Source organism: Caproiciproducens sp. NJN-50 (genome assembly GCF_004103755.1).
Lineage (GTDB): Bacteria > Bacillota > Clostridia > Oscillospirales > Acutalibacteraceae > Caproicibacter.
Genome location: NZ_CP035283.1, coordinates 1,605,209 through 1,622,053, shown reverse-complemented (window position 1 = coordinate 1,622,053; position 16,845 = coordinate 1,605,209). Strand labels below are relative to the sequence as shown.

General features: G+C 52.0%; 20 protein-coding genes. All 20 read right to left on the bottom strand.

Annotation, left to right across the window (positions count from 1 at the left end; all coding sequences use genetic code 11):
* A complete protein-coding gene (locus EQM14_RS07810; protein ID WP_128742419.1) occupies nt 1–795 on the bottom strand; it encodes an MBL fold metallo-hydrolase in 795 nt (264 codons plus the stop codon).
* 77 nt (nt 796–872) lie between these two features.
* Complete coding sequence (locus tag EQM14_RS07805) at nt 873–2,156, bottom strand: UDP-N-acetylglucosamine 1-carboxyvinyltransferase (protein ID WP_128742418.1); 1,284 nt, start codon at nt 2,154–2,156, stop codon at nt 873–875.
* A 257-nt stretch (nt 2,157–2,413) separates the two neighbouring features.
* Nucleotides 2,414–4,132, bottom strand: coding sequence for a M23 family metallopeptidase (locus EQM14_RS16840; protein ID WP_128742417.1), 1,719 nt, complete (start codon nt 4,130–4,132; stop codon nt 2,414–2,416).
* A 97-nt stretch (nt 4,133–4,229) separates the two neighbouring features.
* Nucleotides 4,230–4,697, bottom strand: coding sequence for an S-ribosylhomocysteine lyase (locus tag EQM14_RS07795; RefSeq protein WP_128742416.1), 468 nt, complete (start codon nt 4,695–4,697; stop codon nt 4,230–4,232).
* Nucleotides 4,698–4,710: 13 nt separating this feature from the next.
* Entirely contained in the window at nt 4,711–5,589 is an 879-nt protein-coding gene (locus EQM14_RS07790; protein ID WP_128742415.1) for a zinc dependent phospholipase C family protein, read from the bottom strand.
* Nucleotides 5,590–5,722: 133 nt separating this feature from the next.
* A complete protein-coding gene (locus EQM14_RS07785) occupies nt 5,723–6,457 on the bottom strand; it encodes an amino acid ABC transporter ATP-binding protein (protein WP_128742414.1) in 735 nt (244 codons plus the stop codon).
* Complete coding sequence (locus EQM14_RS07780; RefSeq protein ID WP_243112711.1) at nt 6,444–7,220, bottom strand: amino acid ABC transporter permease; 777 nt, start codon at nt 7,218–7,220, stop codon at nt 6,444–6,446. The genes EQM14_RS07785 and EQM14_RS07780 overlap by 14 nt, the downstream gene beginning before the upstream one ends.
* Before the next feature lie 95 nt (nt 7,221–7,315).
* Nucleotides 7,316–8,164, bottom strand: a complete 849-nt coding sequence (locus EQM14_RS07775; RefSeq protein ID WP_128742413.1) for a transporter substrate-binding domain-containing protein — start codon at nt 8,162–8,164, stop codon at nt 7,316–7,318.
* Between the two features lie 102 nt (nt 8,165–8,266).
* The gene (locus EQM14_RS07770; protein WP_128742412.1) at nt 8,267–9,163 is read right to left on the bottom strand and encodes an RluA family pseudouridine synthase; all 897 of its coding nucleotides are present in this window, start codon (nt 9,161–9,163) and stop codon (nt 8,267–8,269) included.
* A gap of 118 nt (nt 9,164–9,281) precedes the next feature.
* Nucleotides 9,282–10,208, bottom strand: a complete 927-nt coding sequence (locus EQM14_RS07765; RefSeq protein WP_128744277.1) for a YitT family protein — start codon at nt 10,206–10,208, stop codon at nt 9,282–9,284.
* Nucleotides 10,209–10,215: 7 nt separating this feature from the next.
* On the bottom strand, nt 10,216–10,611 hold the full coding sequence (locus tag EQM14_RS07760; RefSeq protein ID WP_128742411.1) for a Mini-ribonuclease 3: 396 nt from the start codon (nt 10,609–10,611) through the stop codon (nt 10,216–10,218).
* A gap of 11 nt (nt 10,612–10,622) precedes the next feature.
* Nucleotides 10,623–11,891 carry a GTPase ObgE gene (gene obgE / locus EQM14_RS07755; RefSeq protein ID WP_128742410.1) on the bottom strand — a complete coding sequence of 423 codons (1,269 nt, stop codon included), beginning with the start codon at nt 11,889–11,891 and terminating at the stop codon, nt 10,623–10,625.
* 136 nt (nt 11,892–12,027) lie between these two features.
* Entirely contained in the window at nt 12,028–12,312 is a 285-nt protein-coding gene (rpmA, locus tag EQM14_RS07750) for a 50S ribosomal protein L27 (protein ID WP_128742409.1), read from the bottom strand.
* A 3-nt stretch (nt 12,313–12,315) separates the two neighbouring features.
* A complete protein-coding gene (locus tag EQM14_RS07745; protein ID WP_128742408.1) occupies nt 12,316–12,636 on the bottom strand; it encodes a ribosomal-processing cysteine protease Prp in 321 nt (106 codons plus the stop codon).
* 5 nt (nt 12,637–12,641) lie between these two features.
* Nucleotides 12,642–12,950 carry a 50S ribosomal protein L21 gene (gene rplU, locus EQM14_RS07740; protein ID WP_128742407.1) on the bottom strand — a complete coding sequence of 103 codons (309 nt, stop codon included), beginning with the start codon at nt 12,948–12,950 and terminating at the stop codon, nt 12,642–12,644.
* Between the two features lie 120 nt (nt 12,951–13,070).
* Nucleotides 13,071–13,958 (bottom strand): polyprenyl synthetase family protein, encoded by an 888-nt coding sequence (locus EQM14_RS07735; RefSeq protein WP_128742406.1) that lies wholly within the window; start codon nt 13,956–13,958, stop codon nt 13,071–13,073.
* Nucleotides 13,945–14,166 carry an exodeoxyribonuclease VII small subunit gene (gene xseB / locus EQM14_RS07730; RefSeq protein WP_128742405.1) on the bottom strand — a complete coding sequence of 74 codons (222 nt, stop codon included), beginning with the start codon at nt 14,164–14,166 and terminating at the stop codon, nt 13,945–13,947. Before xseB ends, EQM14_RS07735 begins: the two co-directional genes overlap by 14 nt.
* Complete coding sequence (xseA, locus tag EQM14_RS07725; RefSeq protein WP_128742404.1) at nt 14,163–15,404, bottom strand: exodeoxyribonuclease VII large subunit; 1,242 nt, start codon at nt 15,402–15,404, stop codon at nt 14,163–14,165. Before xseA ends, xseB begins: the two co-directional genes overlap by 4 nt.
* A complete protein-coding gene (locus EQM14_RS07720) occupies nt 15,401–16,333 on the bottom strand; it encodes a peptidase M22 (RefSeq protein ID WP_128742403.1) in 933 nt (310 codons plus the stop codon). The genes xseA and EQM14_RS07720 overlap by 4 nt, the downstream gene beginning before the upstream one ends.
* Nucleotides 16,326–16,733, bottom strand: coding sequence for a transcription antitermination factor NusB (nusB, locus tag EQM14_RS07715; RefSeq protein WP_243112709.1), 408 nt, complete (start codon nt 16,731–16,733; stop codon nt 16,326–16,328). Before nusB ends, EQM14_RS07720 begins: the two co-directional genes overlap by 8 nt.
* Between the last annotated feature and the right edge of the window lie 112 nt (nt 16,734–16,845).

The window sequence follows — 16,845 nt, the reverse complement described above, 5'->3', positions numbered from 1 at the left end:
TTAAAATAGAATCAGCTTTCCTTCCCTGTTTTCCTTAGGGGCAACATACAGTTCGAAATCCGTTCCCTGTTTCAGCCCGGACATGGTCAGGGAACAAAGAGACGTTTGGTAAGCCAATTCCGGAGTATTGTTTTCCGAACTGAGATGAGCCAAAACAAACCGCGTCGTGCCGCTGGCCGCGAAACCGCTCAACTCCCCCGCGCAGTCCATATTGGAAAGATGTCCGGTTTTTGACAGGATACGCCTTTTTAAATAATAGGGATACGGACCGCTCTGCAGCATGCCGACATCGTGATTAGATTCCAACACGATCATATCGGCGCCGGTCAAATCCTGCCGGACCTCATCCGTCAAAAATCCCAAGTCCGTCGAAACGGCGACTGTCCGTCCGTCGTGGGTCTCGATTCGATAACCGATACTCTCCGCACTGTCGTGAGACGTGTGAAATGGTTTGATAAACATCCCGGCACATTCCATTCCGGACTCGCCGATCACATTTGCTTCATATTTGGGACTGAGACAATCGAGAAGTTCCAGCTCCGTCAGAGTACCGGCGGATGCGAAAACCGGCAGATGGTGCTTTGACGCAAACACCCTCAGGCCCTTGATATGGTCGGAATGCTCATGGGTCACAAAAACAGCCTGGACCGCCTCACACCGGATTCCGCAATTTTCAAGCATGGCGTCAAGCTGTTTTGCCGTTCTGCCGGCATCGACCAGAATTCCCGACCGTTCGGACCCTATGTAATAACTGTTCCCGCTGCTCCCGCTGAACAAAGCGCAAAATCGAGCCAATTGATTTCCCCCAAATAATTTGATTTCTTAATTGGTACAAAAGAAAAAAGGGAGGACTCCTGTCCACCCCTCCGCTTTCAAACAACTTTGGCCGATTCGGTATCGGGGATATGAATCCGGCGAATATCCGCTCCCAGCATGCGCAGCTTACTTTCCACATTTTCGTATCCGCGTTCAATATGACGGATATCCTCAATCTGCGTGGTGCCGCGGGCACAGAGAGCGGCAATAATCATTGCCGCCCCTGCACGAAGATCAACCGCACGGACGGGGGCGGCATTCAGATGGTCGACACCTTCTATCACGGCCAGTTTGCCGTCAACGGAAATCTGAGCCCCCATCCGTTTCAGTTCTTCAACATAACGGAAACGGTTGTCCCATACGCTTTCGTTTACAATACTTGTCCCTTGTGCAATGGAGAGAAGGACTGCGATCTGAGGATGCATATCCGTAGGGAATCCAGGATGCGGCATGGTCTTAATATTGCATTTATTCAGAACTCCGTCGCGTACCACGCGGATAGAATCGTCAAATTCCTCCACCTTGACCCCCATTTCCTCCAACTTGGCAGAAATGGACTCCAGATGTTTCGGAATCACATTTTTAACCAGAACATCCCCGCTGGTGGCGGCGGCGGCCACCATATAAGTTCCGGCTTCGATTTGATCGGGAATGATGGAATAGGTTGTGCCATTCAAATGCTGAACTCCATAGATTTTAATTACGTCCGTACCGGCCCCGCGGATATCGGCTCCCATGGAATTCAAAAAGTTGGCGAGGTCAACGATGTGCGGCTCTTTGGCGGCGTTTTCAATGATGGTTGTCCCCTCGGCCTTGACCGCGGCAAGCATGATGTTTACCGTGGCTCCGACCGAAACAACGTCAAGATAAATGCTGGCTCCGCTGAGATGATCGGCGGAGACGTCGACCATTCCGTTCTCCAGCTTGTATTTTGCGCCCAGCGCCAAAAAGCCCTTTAAATGCTGGTCAATCGGACGCACGCCGAAATCGCAGCCGCCCGGCATCGTAACAACCGCATGGTGAAAACGCCCAAGCAAGGCTCCCATCAAATAATAAGAGCCGCGAATATGCCTCGCCAACTCATCCGAAACAACGTGGGTGCGAATCGGACCTGGATCAATCTCGAAGGTGGACCTATCAATTGTACGGATTTTGGCGCCCATATCATATAAGATGCCGGTAATAGACGAAACATCTGTGATATCGGGGACATTTTCAATACGGCACACGCCGTCAGAAAGGATTGCCGCCGGGATGATTGCCACCGCTGCATTTTTTGCTCCGCTGATGGTAACCTCACCGGAAAGACGGCATTCGCCTTTAATTACGAATTTATCCAATGCGGTCGCTCCAATCTTAATTTGACAATACTATTATAACAAATTTTTTTCAAATATTTAATGATCTTTCCATTTCCGCACATGTAAATATTTGAACGAAAACATCTAATTTTGAACATAAAAAATGGTATAAGCCAACATCCATTTGAAAGGGAATCAGGCAATATTACACCTTATTGATAATAATACAGGATTTTGCAAAAGTCAATAAAAACACAAAAATGATTCGCCGTTTGTTAAAAACGGCGAATCACCGTTTAATTGTGTACATATCCTATAGGATTTACTTTTGTTCCGTTTTTAATCACTTCAAAATGGCAATGCGGTCCGGTGGAATTTCCAGTGCTGCCCACCTGCGCAATCGCCTGGCCTTTTGAAACCTTCTGCCCGGTTGATACAAGGATTTTGCTGCAATGGCCGTACAAAGTGCTCAGAGTTCCATTATGGCGGACAACAACCCGATTTCCATAGCCTCCGTCCCACCCCGCTGCGATTACAACGCCGCCGTCTGCGGCGACAATTGTTTTTCCATACGCGCTTGAGCCGGAAATATCAATCCCAGTGTGGAATTGTCCCCACCGCCAGGTAAAATAAGTCGTAATCGTGTGAAGTGACGGAACCGGCCACATCAGGCTCCCGCTGCTGACGCCGCTTCCCGTTTTAGGCCTCTTTTTGGTCCCGGTCAAAACGACCTTATCGACCGGCTGTGACAGAATCGTATTGCTGACAGTCTCGCGCTTCGTTTCAATGCCGTTTACCGTATAAACTTTTTCGACGCATTCCTGCAGTCCGTCGGCTCCTTGAGTCAGGACTTTTGTATAATCGGTATACTGTGAATCATCGTTTTGGGTGACTGTCTTAAAAGGAATCGATACCTGATCCGTCTCTGTCTTGATCAGTTCAACTTTCAGTCTCGGTTCCGCAACTTCAATATTAATCAAGTCTCCCGGATGAATCGAATCGCCAAGCTGATTTCCGTTGATCTTGTTTAAATCGGAAATCTTCATGTGATTGGCTTTGGCAATCGAAGTAACCGTATCCCCTTCCTTCACCGTGTAGGTCACGCCGGCTTTGGAAGTACTTGTCACAAGCTGATTCATGTCGTCCGTGGAAATGATCGAAGTCGTCGGGTAAAGTCCGTTTTCAATTTGCACATTCTGAATAAACTGTGCCGTGGCATTCTTTTCGTTTTCCTTCGCGGCATCCAACAGATTCTGAATCAAATACCTCAGATCGGCGCCGCTTTTTACAACGCCCATCAGTTCTCCATCCACGTAAAGGCCGCTGGCTTCTTCTATAATGCCGTTTGATTGCTCTATCAGTTTGTTGCATACATAAGATGCGGTTGCATAAACACTGCCGCCAATGGAAAGCTGAAAATTCGGTTTGAATTTAAGCTGGGACTCCCCATCCACCGTATCGTGAACCATGCGTTGGTTCACCATTTCCGTCGCCTGTTCATAGGTGTTCTCATTTTGGATAAATGCGATTTGCTTTCCATTGTTTTCGAGAATCAACCCGTAGCTTAAGTGATTCCAATATTGTACCGTAAAAAAAAGAAGCAAAATCGAAAACAACGGAGCGGCGACGCCGAGGACCGATAGAACAAAGCTTTTGTGCAGACGAAAGCTGATTCCCGTAACATGAAAACACTCTTTTAAAACGGCAAGCGCTCCATGGCTTCTTGCTTTTAAAAGGCGCTGCTTTGCAATTAAAAATCCGCTTTGGATCGAATGAATTTCTTCTTTTAGCCAAACGAGCCTTCTGCCGATCGCAAGAAAGTACAAGTGCTCGCAGACATTCGTGAACGGCCGGAAAAATATGGCCAAATTTCGGCGCAGGTGCTTCATGATCCGGATCGACTGGACTCCTACGACATATAAGAAACGGCAAAAGCAGATATTTGCATCCCGCAACTTCAATCCGGCCGAAGCCCAGTCGACATCCGGCAGCCTGGCCAGCTTTTGGACCTGCATTCAAACAAATCCTTTCAAGGGCAAAATAATTACAACTTTGTAACCCTGTCCTTAATTGTATAACAAAAGTTACAAATTTGCAACCCTTTAAAAGGAATTACTTACTTTTAGCGGAATAGTTTAGCTGTTCCGTTTTCCAGTTCTGAACGACCGGCAGAAACTTTTTCGCTTCCAGAACGGCCCCAGTCAAATCATGTTCCCGGTAATTTCCGCATTCCGAGGCGGACGCGCCCGGAATCGGTCCGGCGTAATCAGCGATTTTCCGAAAGGTATCGACGATCAGGCGAATGGCATCCTCTGGCTCCATGTCCCGCAGCAATAGATAAAATCCAGTCCTGCATCCCATCGGTCCGAAATAGATCACATTGTCTTTCCAAACAGAATTCCTTGCGAAAGTAGCAAAGAGATGCTCGATGGTGTGCAGAGCCGGATTCGTAAGATAAGGCGGCAGATTGGGTCTCCTCATCCGAATGTCGTAAGTCACGATGTCCCCGTCGATGCGGGAGGTGTAAATACCGGGCAGAAGGCTGTTATGGTCGACGCAAAAGCTGGCAATACGTTCCATTGTTCTTTCCTCCTTAACAAAACGGAATGTCTTGTGTCAAATCACTGAGGTTGGCAGTTTCAAATTCATTCATAAAATAAACGCTCTCGTTGACAGCGGCTTCAAACAGGTCAAAAAAACTTTCTTTTCTGGATATCGATTGGCTTTCCGGCCATCTCCACTCGGAATGCAGCACATTGGCGTAATCGAATTCATCCGGTTCGCTGATTCCACGGATCGTGCTGGAAAACAGGTAGTGATGCGTGAGCCTCTCAAGGGCTTCCGCAAGCGGCTTTTTGACCATCCACCGGTCATTGAGAAGGCCGCAGATTTTTCTGCAATCCGACATGGATTGAAAAAGCGCCTTTTGAAGGCCGTGAATTCCATACAGCCGCTCAAGAACGGCGGAATAGAGCCGTGCAATTTCGCTCATCGTTTCCGGATGATCCGGCGCGGTCTGCTTCAGGTCAAAATCAGTCGCCAGTTTTCCCGTAAACGAACGAAGAAGAATACTGTCGAGCACGGACTCCACCTGATTGTGCAGAAAACTGTCCCCTCTGCCCGGATAAAGTCCACGCAGCGATTTTACATCCCAGTAAACAAACGGGTGAGCGGTCCGGTCAAGGCTGTAATGACAAAGAAAGCCGAAAAGATAGTATTCCGTGATTTGATTTCCTTTGTTTCTCTGATAATCGCGCATGGCAGACAGCAGACGGGATGGTTTTTCATGGTGCAGCCGACCGCCGATTTCGCGGATGTTTTTGCTCCAGGGTTCAAGCAGGCGATGGTAATATAGAAAATCCGGTCCCTGCGCACCCCAAAGGAACGCGTCCATTGATTTTGGCGGGATCCCCCGGTTGCAGCTGTCCCATACCCTGAGCGCCTGATAATAATGCGTGATCGCCGCCGGCATTCAATCACCGTCCCCGCTATCTGATCTCTTTTTCTGGTTCTGGCGATCGGAATGATTCAACGTATTCCCGCAACGAAAAAAAGGAATGCGGCCGATTGCCGTATTCCTCATTTTAGCACAGGATGGAAAAATTTTAAAGGACCTTTGACAAAAAGTCCTGCAGCCTTGGATTTTTGGGCTGGCTGAAAAACTCGTCCGGTTTTGCTTCCTCCAAAATCTGGCCGTCGGACATAAAGAGTACGCGGGTTGCAACTTCTCTGGCAAAACCCATTTCATGCGTGACGACGACCATGGTCATGCCCTCGTCGGCCAGTTCCTTCATGACCTGCAGCACTTCGCCTACCATTTCCGGGTCCAGCGCGCTGGTTGGTTCATCGAACAGCATAACGTCCGGTTCCATGGCAAGCGCGCGGACAATCGCTATCCGCTGCTTCTGCCCGCCGGAAAGCTGCCCCGGATAAGCATCCGCCTTATCGGCAAGTCCTACCCGTTCCAAAAGGCGTTCCGCCTGCTGATTCGCATCCTTTGGGGATTTCAGTTTCAGCGTCACAGGCGCAAGCGTAATGTTTGCTTTGACAGTCAGATGGGGAAACAGATTAAAGTGCTGGAAAACCATTCCCATTTTCCGGCGGTGCCGGTCGATATCGCATTTCGGCGTGTTGATTTGCTGCCCCTCAAACCAGATTTCGCCCTTAGTCGGCTGTTCCAAAAGATTCAGGCAGCGGAGAAATGTGCTTTTACCGGAGCCGGAAGGTCCGACAATCACAACCTTTTCTCCTTTTTCAATCTCCTGGTTAATCCCCTTTAACACTTCTATCTCTCCGTCAAGCGTATGAAAGCTTTTGGAAAGATTTTTAACGATTATCACTTCTGTGCAGCCTCCTTTCCAAGCGTGCCAGAACCGCAGTCAGCCCTATGACGACAATCAAATACACCGCAGCCGTCGTCAGCAGGGGAGTAAAGGCAAGGTATGTAATGCTGCGGATAATGTCGCCGCTCTTTGTCAGGTCCTGAATCCCGATATAACCGGCCACAGATGTTTCTTTGAGCAATGCAATAAACTCATTTCCAATCGCCGGCAGCACGTTTTTCAAAGCCTGCGGAAAAACGATTTTTACCATGGTCGTACGCTGACTCAATCCAAGCGAACGGCCCGCCTCAATCTGCCCTCTGTCAACCGATTGAATTCCGCTTCGGATCACTTCTGCGACATAAGCCCCTGAATTAATTCCAAAAGCCAGGATGGCCGCGGTGATATCGTTCACCTTTGCCTGGCTCAGAATCACATAATACATAATCATCAGCTGAACGACAACCGGCGTCCCGCGAATCAGCGTCAAATATAACGCACAAATACTGTTTGCGATCCTGAGCTTTTTCGGATTATTGCTATGGCCAACCCTGACCAGGGCAATGATGGTCCCCAACACAACGCCGAGCAGGACGGCAAAGAAAGTGATAATCAGGGTGTTTTTCAAGCCGTCCGTCACGTAACGATAGCGGTTCTGATAGATAAAGCACTGATAAAACTGGTCGGACAGATTCGAATATAAGTTGACAAAAAACTGTGCGATGCCGTTGCCCGTGTCTGCGGTCAAGGGCATCGGAATCCAAGAAAACTGCAGGTTCATGCACATCCTCCCACTGGAAACAGAAATATGCAGGGGCGCGAAACAGCTCCGCGGCCCTGCATTTTTACTTGTCACTTTTGCGATAGGGATCGATTTTAGCCCTGTTTATACTTTTCAACGATCTGGTCCAGTTCGCCGCTCGACTCCATATCCTTTAAAACGCCGTTGATCACATCCAATAAAGCCGTGTTTCCCTTTTTCACGCCGATTGCATACTGCTCATTGGTAAGAGCATCGTTCAGTTTCTCAATTTTGTCCGAATTCTTCCCAACATACTTGGTTGCCGGAAAATCGTCAATGACGACTGCGTCGATTCTTCCGTTGATCAAATCCAGAATGGCGTCCGGCGCTTTATTGTAACGTTTCACCGTGCCGACTTTCACTTCGCTCTTGCCGTCTTCATTCGTGCAGTAAGTGTCTCCGGTCGTTCCCTGCTGAACACCGACGGTTTTACCATTCAGGTCAGTGGGTGCTTTGATCGAACTGCTCTTTGGAATAATAATGGCCTGGGAAGCGTCGTAATAAACATTGGAAAAATCGACGTTCTTCTGGCGGTCCGGCTTGATCGACCAGCCCGCGGCCACAAAATCGCACTTGTTGGTTTGCAGTTCCACGGTGAGGGAGTCAAAATTGACATCGTTGATTTTGAGCTTCAGGCCCAGTTTCTGGGCAATTTTATTGGCGATTTCCACATCAATTCCGACGATGTTGCCGTTATCCTTGTACTCGAACGGTTCAAACTCCGCGTTTGTGGACATGGTCAGCGTACCGTCCGTAATCGTCTGAACAGATGCGGCAGTTGAGGAAACACCGGCGGACGAAGACGTGATAGACGCTTCCGAAGACGCCGCACTGGAAGAAGTGCTGCCCTGCGAACAGGCGGCCAAAGAAGCGGTCATGGCGACCGCCAGGAAAAGCGCCGCAAGCTTCTTTGTTTTTTTCATAACAAACAGCCCCTTTGTTTATTTCATAAGATCATTGACTGTAAAGCATTATAACGCATAATTATTCATAAATCAAGTAGTTTATGAAATTGAATTGAAATATTATTCAATATTTTCTTTGCATACGGATTGTTGCATAAAAAGGAAAAGCTTTTCCATATCCTCTGGTAACCTTTGAACAAATCTGATTTTTTGTTTTGTCACCGGATGGACAAAACGGATTTCAGCACAGTGAAGGGCCTGCCTGCGGATCAGGGATAGACTTCCGCCATAAAAATCATCGCCGGCCAAAGGGTGCCCGCAGTTCGACAGATGAACGCGGATCTGATGGGTCCGCCCGGTTTTCAGCCGGAGCGCCAACAGGCTGAGTCCATTCCCCGCGCTAAGGCTTCTCCAACGGGTAAGCGCATATCTTCCGTCGGGCCGGACAGTGCGCTGAATCCGTGAACCTTCTTTCATTCCAATCGGCTGTTCTATTTTTCCGCTGTCCCGCAGAATCCCTTCACAGACCGCCAGATAGGTTTTTCTGACATTTCCCGCAAGTGCGGAAGCCGCATAGGAATGCTTGGCCAATACGACAAGGCCCGTCGTATCCCTGTCGAGCCGATAAACAGGGCGAAAAGAAGAGGGTTCCCCGCGGACCGCGCAATAATTCGAATACGCATTCGAAAGGCTGTCCCGGTCGTGTCCGGGGCAGGGATACATCGGCATTCCAGCCGGTTTATTCACGACAAGAAGATCCTGATCCTCAAAAACAACCGGAAAAGGAAGATTTTCCGACTCCGGTATTTTTTCGTCCTGCGGCAAACGGAGACAAATCAGATCTCCCTTTTGCAAACGGTCGGTCGCGATCGCATGCCGGCCGTTTACGGCAATCCCCATTGGCTCTCTTTTCAATTTTGCCAAGAGCCGGGTGGAAATTCCGCAGTACTCGCGGAGAAAGCTCTTCAGTCTGCTCCCTTGAAAGCAGGATGGAACCGTAAATCGAAGCTCTCGCATGGCGACTCCCAATTCTGCAATATTTGAATTTCCGCCAGGATACCTTTACGGTCCGTTCCGCCGGCAAGAATCATGTAAGCGGGAACCGTGAAAAATGAGAACATGAAATTTCATCCGGCTATTTTCTTTGCATTTTTAATTTATGGATCAGTTCACGAAGCGTTTTGTCTTCCGGGCGGGCTTCCCGAAACCCCTCGCCGGTGATCTCCCCAGCGTCCCCGACGATCAGAAACGCGTTTTTGTCAATCGACCTGACGATATCCTTGATTTTCACTACCTCGTACCGGCGGGCCGCACAGAGAAGCACTTCCCCTTTTTTTCCGGTGTAAGCCCCTCTGGAATCCAGATAGGTCGCGCCGCGCTCCAGATCTGTCAGAATTTCCTGGGCAATCTGTTCATTTTTTTCGGAGATAATAAAAATGACTTTTCCGGTTCCGACATCCGTGCCGTAAAGGATCGTGTCGATCATTCTGGAGGAGACGAAGATCGCAATCAGGGCATACAATGCGCTTTCAATGCTCCGATATGCAAACGCGGAAATCACGACGATCACAAAGTCAACGCAAAGCATCAGTTTGCCCATGGAAACGAACCGGACCCTGCGGTTCAGAAGCCTGGCAATCAAATCCGTTCCGCCGGTGGTCGCCCCCCTCATAAACACCAGGGACAGCCCGGCGCCGTCCAGAAATCCTCCGAAAATCGCCGCCAGCATTGGATTGCCGCTGTAAGCCGGAATAACGACGGAAAGGATGTCGATCGCGCTTGAGACAAAGACAGTTGCAATTATGGTTTTGCCCACCATTTTATAGCCGATCTGCAGGATAGCCCAGACAAAAATCGGAATGTTCAGAAGCAGGCCCATCATGCCGATCGGCAGGCCGAACAGGTAATTGATCACGGTGCTGAGTCCTGTCACGCCGCCCGGCGCGATGTGGTTCGGAGCCGTAAACATCCTGACGCTGACGGCACACAATACGCTTGCAGCTACATAATAGAGAAGATCACCCAGCAGCTCTTTCGCCCCGTTTTTCAGGTAAGGCAGCATTAACAAATCAATCCTCCCCGCAAACAGCTTCAAACAGCTCGCGCAGACGGTCCAGCCTTCCGCTTAGATACAGATATCCGAACAGAGACTCAAAGGCGGTTGCGGCGTGATAATCGGCCGGATCCGAATTTTTGGGGACATGGTTGCTGTGGGCATTCCTGCCCCGACGGAGAATCTCCTGTTCCTCCTGAGTCAGAACGGGCAAAAGTTTGCGGACGAATCCGGCCTGTGCCTGCGCGCAAACCTGTTCCACAGCGGCATGGTGCAGTTGGGAAACCGGACGCTCCGCCTGACAGACCAATCGTTCTCTGACAAACACCTCAAAAACCGCGTCACCGATAAAGGCAAGGGATAAAGCGCCCATCCTTTTCGGGTCGCAGACAGCATCATAAAACCGTTTCAACCGGCGCACTCCTACTCCACATAATCGAATTCCATCCCATAAATGCTGACCGTGTCACCCTCGCGGACTCCCGCCTTGCGCAGCGCGTCATCCACGCCCGTGCGCAGAAGAACACGTTCAAGATAGCGCAGGGAATCCGCGTCGTCAAAATTGACGGAACGCAGAACAGGAATCAGCCATTGTCCTTCCACGACGTAAACACCGTTGCGGTTTTCCACGCTCACTTCACCGCCGCCCGCCGTTTCCGGATGCTCAGGTTCCGGCTCCGGCTCGTAGCGGATGACGGGAGGAAGTTTTTGAAGCAGCTCGTCGATGCGGTTCAGCAGCGGGTCGACCTGATAGCGGATGGCGGCCATGATCGGAAAGAACTCGTACCCCTGATTCCGCACAAATCGTTCAAAATTCTGAATCTGTTCTTCGCTTGCAAGGTCGCATTTGTTCCCAGCCACCAGCATCGGCCGTTCGGCAAGCTCCGGATTGAATTTTTTTAATTCCGAATTAATGACCCGGAAATCCTCTTTCGGGTCCCTTCCCTCGCTGCCTGAAATGTCGACAATGTGAACCAGCAGCCTGCACCGCTCCACATGGCGGAGAAACTGGTGGCCCAACCCGGCGCCTTCGTTCGCACCCTCGATCAGCCCCGGAATATCCGCGATTACAAACGACCGCTCGGAGCCCATCCGGACAACGCCCAGGACCGGAGTCAGCGTCGTAAAATGATAGTCGGCGATCTGAGGTTTCGCCTCGCTGACGACGGAAACCAGCGTGGATTTTCCCACACTGGGATAACCGACCAAACCGACATCCGCCAGCAGCTTCAATTCCAGCTGAACGTCAAAAGCTTCCCCCGTGGCGCCTGGTTTGGAAAAGCGCGGGGTCTGCCTTGTCGCCGTCGCAAAATGGGAATTTCCCCAGCCGCCCCGCCCGCCTTTTGCAATCACCTGGGGCTCGTCCGCCGACAGGTCGGCAATCAGCCTTCCCGTCTCGGCATCCTTTATCAGCGTTCCCCTCGGGACGCGGATGACAAGGTCCTTGCCGCGGCGGCCATTGCAGCGTTTGCCGGACCCACTCTGCCCGTTCTCCGCCGCGAATTTTCTGCGGTAACGAAAATCCGACAGCGTGGATTGGTTGTCGTCCACCTGAAAGACAATATCTCCGCCCCGTCCGCCGTCTCCCCCGTCGGGGCCGCCGGAGGCGACATATTTTTCCCGGTGAAACGCAACGGCTCCGTCGCCGCCGTCGCCCGCCTTGATCTTGATTTTTGCATGATCAATGAACATAAAAACTCCTTACTTTTCGCCCCTTGCGAACCAACCATAACTTTCCATTTCAGTATATCATATTTTGCTCAGGAACGGAAAAAAAATCCCGGGTTCGCCACCCGGGATTTATCCTGTCCGCAATCGTAAGGCGGAGTTACTGCTCCTCTGCGTAAACGCTGACCTTTTTGCGGTCACGGTCATAGCGCTCGAACTTCACCTTACCGCTGATCAGGGCAAACAGAGAATCATCGGAACCGATCCCGACATTGTTGCCCGGATGAATGTGTGTCCCGCGCTGTTTGACAAGGATATTCCCTGCAAGAACGAACTGGCCGTCGGAACGCTTGACCCCAAGGCGCTTGGACTCGGAATCGCGGCCGTTTTTAGTGGAACCCATTCCCTTTTTATGAGCAAAAAGCTGAATGTTGATTTGCAGCATGCTTTACACCTCCGTATCGATGATCTGAATATTCTGAGGATACTGCCGGGAAAGCGCCATCAAATGGAACCGGAGTCCTTTCAGAAGAACCGCACAGGCTTCGGCGTCTTCCGGAGCAATTTTACAATCCATATCGCCGTCTTTCACGTGAACCGAGGCCTTTATACCGGCGACATCCGTGATCGCATTGGCCACAAGATAAGCCGCAGAGGATACCGCGGCGCAGACGATGTCATAGCCCGCTTCTCCTGCTCCGGAATGGCCGCTGACGCGGAATCCGGCGCTTTCTCCATCGGAAAACGTAAAAAATTCAGCGCGTATCATAGTTTTCAGCCGTTGATTTCCGCGATCTGAACCTGCGTGTACGGCTGTCTGTGTCCCATTTTGCGTTTTTCATTCTTCTTGGCTTTATAGGTAAAGACCGTGATCTTTTTCCCTTTTCCCTCTTTCAGGACTTTGGCGGTAACGGTCGCGCCCTCCACATACGGCGCGCCAACTTTTGTCCCGTCCTCACCGACCACGGCGAGCACCGGAAACTGAACGGTGGAATCTTTTTCAGCCGCAAGCTTTTCCACAAAGATGACATCTTCTTTTTGCACCTTGTACTGCTTGCCGCCTGTTTCAATGATTGCAAACATGATTTTAGGCCCTGCCTTTTCTCAATCTCGCTATTCTCGGGCGGGTTTCCCTCTTACAGCCCGGAATAAGCGGCTTATTTATGATATCATGTCCCGTCAAATTTGTCAATTGGGATGGTTTTAATTTTTCCTTGTGGAAAGCGTGACGGCAAGACTGCGCAGATAATCCCCGCTTTCTTCGAAGCAGCTGAGCGCGGAGACCGCCTCGTCAGTCAATTCCCTCACCAGCGTGCGCGCTTTCTCCAATCCCAGAGTGGATACGTAGGTGCTTTTTCCTTTTTCCAGGTCACTGCCGATCGGTTTGCCGAGCAGAGCCTGCTGTCCCTCCACATCCAGAATATCATCGGTGATCTGGAACGCCAGGCCGATCGCCTTCGCGTATTTCTCCGCCGCGTGAAGCATCCGCTCCTTCGCCCCGGCAAGAACACAGCCCATTTTGGACGCGGCACAGATCAGCGCGCCCGTTTTGCACTCGTCCATCCGGATCAGCGTATCGGCGGAAATCTGTTTTCCCTCGCTTTGGAGATCGATCATCTGCCCGCCCGCCATGCCGTAAGCGCCTGCGGCCTTTGCAAGGATTCCCGCCGCCTCGGCCGCGCGGGACGCTCCGACCGCGGCGACGCTGTCAGGAGAAAGCATTGTCTCGAACGCCATCGTCAGCAGAGCGTCTCCCGCAAGCAGGGCCTGCGCCTCGCCGAACACAACATGGTTGGATGGCTTTCCGCGCCTCATGTCGTCGTTGTCCATGCAGGGGAGATCGTCATGGATCAAAGAGTAGGAATGAATCATCTCGACGGCGCACGCAAACGGAAGCGCGGATTCCTGATCCCCTCCGCAGGCGCCGCAGAATTCCAGAAGGAGGATCGGACGGATCCGCTTGCCGCCGGCAAGCAAACTGTAGCGCATCGCCTGAAACAGACCGCTCTGAAGAAGTTTTTCCTCCGGAACGTATTTTTCCAGGTATGCCTGGACCACTTCGCCGTATTTTTGCGGTTCAATCCTGCTCATCCTTTTTTCCTTCCTTTGACTCCAGCTCCGAAATCTGGCGGACCTTCTGCTCCGCTTCCGACAGCTTGCGGTAACAAAAGGAGGACAGAGCGGAGCCTTCTTCAAAAAGCTTGAGGGATTCTTCCAGTGTGGGTTCCCCCGTTTCCATTTGTCCGACAATTTCCTCCAGCCTCGCGGCCGCCTCTTCAAAAGTCATCTTCTGTTTCATAGCTTGCCCGCCTCCGATCGTTTCTTTCTGCGGATTGTAACTTTTTCCACTTTACAGTCGAGGTCGCCGTCGTTCATTTTGAGAGTCAGAGATTGGCCCTGTCTTGCTTCTGAAGCACGGCTGAGCGGATTCCCGTTCTCGCCGCAGGCCAGCGCGTAGCCGCGCGATAAAACAGCCAGAGGGCTCATTGCGTTCAGCCGGCCGCTTGCCGAAGCCAGCAGGCTTTTTTTACACTCCAGCTGCCGGTTCAGACCGGTCTGGAAAGCGGAAGTCAGCCGGTCGATTTCGATGCGCCGCAGTTCCAGGCGTTCCAGAGGGTTCCGAAAGACGCGGCTTTCCGAGATTCGGTCCATCCGGCGGCCTGCGCCGGAAAGTACCGTCTCCATCGACTGCCTGAAACGGCGATTGAGGTGATCGAGTCTCGCAACGAGCTCCGTTTGGTCGGGCACGGCCAGTTCCGCCGCAGCGGAGGGGGTCGGCGCCCGAAGGTCCGCGGCAAAATCGCAGATGGTAAAATCCGTTTCGTGTCCGACGGCGGAGATAACCGGGATTTCGGATGCCGCTACCGCGCGGGCGACGATTTCCTCATTGAACGGCCACAGGTCTTCCAGCGAACCGCCGCCTCTGCCCACGATCAGCACGTCGGCGCAGCGCAAGCGGTTGAACCGTCCGACCGCCTCCGCAATCTGGGGCGCGGCATCCCTTCCCTGTACCGCAACCGGACAGAACACGATCTGCGCCGCAGGGTATCTTCTGCCGAGCACGGTGAAAATGTCGCGGACCGCGGCGCCGGACGGTGACGTAACGACTCCAATGGTTTCCGGAAATTTCGGAATCGGTTTTTTATTGCTGAAAAGCCCCTCGGACTCCAGTTTCTTTTTCAGCTGTTCGAATGCAACGCTGAGAGCGCCCACGCCGTCCGGCTGCAAATCCTCAATATAGAGCTGATATTGCCCCGACGCTTCGTAAACACTCACCGAACCGCGCGCGATGACTTTCATGCCGTCTTCCGGCATGAAGCGAAGCCGCTGCGCATACCTAGCAAACATCACGGCCTTGACAATACTCTTGTCATCCTTCAAAGAGAGATACAGGTGGCCGGAACGGTAATAGTTTTTAAAGTTGGAAATTTCGCCTGTGACAAACACCTGCGTCAAATGCGGGTCCTGCTCAAAAACGGAGCGGATATAGGTGTTGAGCTGCGTCACGCTGAGGATCATCGGCGCAGTCCGGTTCATTGCAGAAGACCCCCTTTCCAGGCGGCGAGCACGGCGGCTCCTGCTGCGTTGTCGCAGGAGTACTCCGGCTGCGCGAAGAACGCCCCGTACTTTTCCTCAATCGCTTCCCGCAGGATGCCGTCAGACATCACGCCGCCCGCGAAAACGAGGGGAAGTGTCCCGAAGCGTTCCAGAAGTGCTTCCGTCATGCCCTCCAGCGCCGCGAGAAGCGAGGAAAGGCAGAATGCGGCGACTTCCTCCCTCGGCGTTCCCCGGTCCAGCATCGCCCTGCAGCGGTTCTCTATGCCAGAGAGCGAACAGTCGGCTCCTCTCATCGCCGCGTGAACAGGTTCCATATGGTTTGACTGCCGCGCGAGAGCTTCCAGTTCCTTTCCCGCGGGAAACGAAAGTCCCAGCATGGCCCCCACCCGGTCGACTGCCTGTCCGCCTTTCAGATCGAGAGAACGCGCCGCGATCTCGGTCCGAAAGACCTGGTTTTCCTCCGGCGTCACCAGCACCGCTTCCGTCGTTCCGCCGGAGACATGAAACGCGAGAAACCTTTGCCTGAAAAGATCAAGCCGGTTCGCGGAGTACAGCGCCGCCGCGATGTGGCCCTGCTGATGGGAAAAGCGATAGAGCGAAGTGCCGCCGGCCTGCGCGATCGCCTGCGCCGTTCCCAGTCCAGTGAGAAAACACGGCATGTAGGAACCTTCCGCACTTCTGGGCCGGTCGGATACCCCTATGGCCGCGAGCTCTGCGCCCACAATCGGAAGGCGGGACAGGACCTGCGGGAGCTGGACGACATGATGAAAAACGGCGTCGCTCTGGCGGAGGCCGAGTTCCCCCTTTTTGACCGGCAGCGGTATCTTATTCTGAAGCATTGCCCCGGCCCTCCAAAGTGCCGCGGAGGTGGTATAGTTGCTGGTGTCGATTCCAAGAACACTAAACATTCTGTTCTTCCTGTTTTCTCACGAGGGAACCCAGCACTCCGTTGACAAACGGCGCATCCTCGGCAGTACCGTACTTTTTGGCAAGCTCGACCGCCTCGTTGATCGACACGCTGGCGGGGATATCCTTCTCGAACAGGATCTCATACGCCGCCAAACGCAGGATGGAAAGCGAAACTTTCGAAAGCCGGCTTACGGACCACCCGCGGATAAAACTTTCAATCTTCCCATCCAGAGCCGTTTCGTTTGCCTCCACACCGGACGCGGCCGCCTCCGCAAAATCGTCGATCGGGACTTCACCGGCTTCATTTGCCGCGGTTACGATGTCCTTTATGTTCTCATGGTTGATGCTCTTTGCAAAAACAAGAGCAAAAGCCTGTTCGCGCGCTTCGCGTCTTTTCATGATTTCCCCCGTGATTTTATAGTTTTAAATGGAAAAACCCTCCACAATGTGGAGGGTCAATTTATTTGCCGTTTCATCCACGGGAATTATTATACCACATTTGCGGGTGAAC

Excerpts from the sequence above, each read along its gene's own strand:
- EQM14_RS07735 (WP_128742406.1), bottom strand. The coding sequence starts at position 13,958 with ATGAGCAGGATTGAACCGCAAAAATACGGCGAAGTGGTCCAGGCATAC.
- EQM14_RS07745 (WP_128742408.1), bottom strand. The coding sequence starts at position 12,636 with ATGATACGCGCTGAATTTTTTACGTTTTCCGATGGAGAAAGCGCCGGA.
- EQM14_RS07770 (WP_128742412.1), bottom strand. The coding sequence starts at position 9,163 with ATGCGAGAGCTTCGATTTACGGTTCCATCCTGCTTTCAAGGGAGCAGA.
- obgE (WP_128742410.1), bottom strand. The coding sequence starts at position 11,891 with ATGTTCATTGATCATGCAAAAATCAAGATCAAGGCGGGCGACGGCGGC.
- EQM14_RS07790 (WP_128742415.1), bottom strand. The coding sequence starts at position 5,589 with ATGCCGGCGGCGATCACGCATTATTATCAGGCGCTCAGGGTATGGGAC.
- EQM14_RS07795 (WP_128742416.1), bottom strand. The coding sequence starts at position 4,697 with ATGGAACGTATTGCCAGCTTTTGCGTCGACCATAACAGCCTTCTGCCC.
- EQM14_RS07720 (WP_128742403.1), bottom strand. The coding sequence starts at position 16,333 with ATGTTTAGTGTTCTTGGAATCGACACCAGCAACTATACCACCTCCGCG.
- xseB (WP_128742405.1), bottom strand. The coding sequence starts at position 14,166 with ATGAAACAGAAGATGACTTTTGAAGAGGCGGCCGCGAGGCTGGAGGAA.
- rplU (WP_128742407.1), bottom strand. The coding sequence starts at position 12,950 with ATGTTTGCAATCATTGAAACAGGCGGCAAGCAGTACAAGGTGCAAAAA.
- EQM14_RS07780 (WP_243112711.1), bottom strand. The coding sequence starts at position 7,220 with ATGAACCTGCAGTTTTCTTGGATTCCGATGCCCTTGACCGCAGACACG.
- EQM14_RS16840 (WP_128742417.1), bottom strand. The coding sequence starts at position 4,132 with ATGCAGGTCCAAAAGCTGGCCAGGCTGCCGGATGTCGACTGGGCTTCG.
- EQM14_RS07775 (WP_128742413.1), bottom strand. The coding sequence starts at position 8,164 with ATGAAAAAAACAAAGAAGCTTGCGGCGCTTTTCCTGGCGGTCGCCATG.
- xseA (WP_128742404.1), bottom strand. The coding sequence starts at position 15,404 with ATGAACCGGACTGCGCCGATGATCCTCAGCGTGACGCAGCTCAACACC.
- rpmA (WP_128742409.1), bottom strand. The coding sequence starts at position 12,312 with ATGCTGCAAATCAACATTCAGCTTTTTGCTCATAAAAAGGGAATGGGT.
- EQM14_RS07765 (WP_128744277.1), bottom strand. The coding sequence starts at position 10,208 with ATGCTGCCTTACCTGAAAAACGGGGCGAAAGAGCTGCTGGGTGATCTT.
- nusB (WP_243112709.1), bottom strand. The coding sequence starts at position 16,733 with ATGAAAAGACGCGAAGCGCGCGAACAGGCTTTTGCTCTTGTTTTTGCA.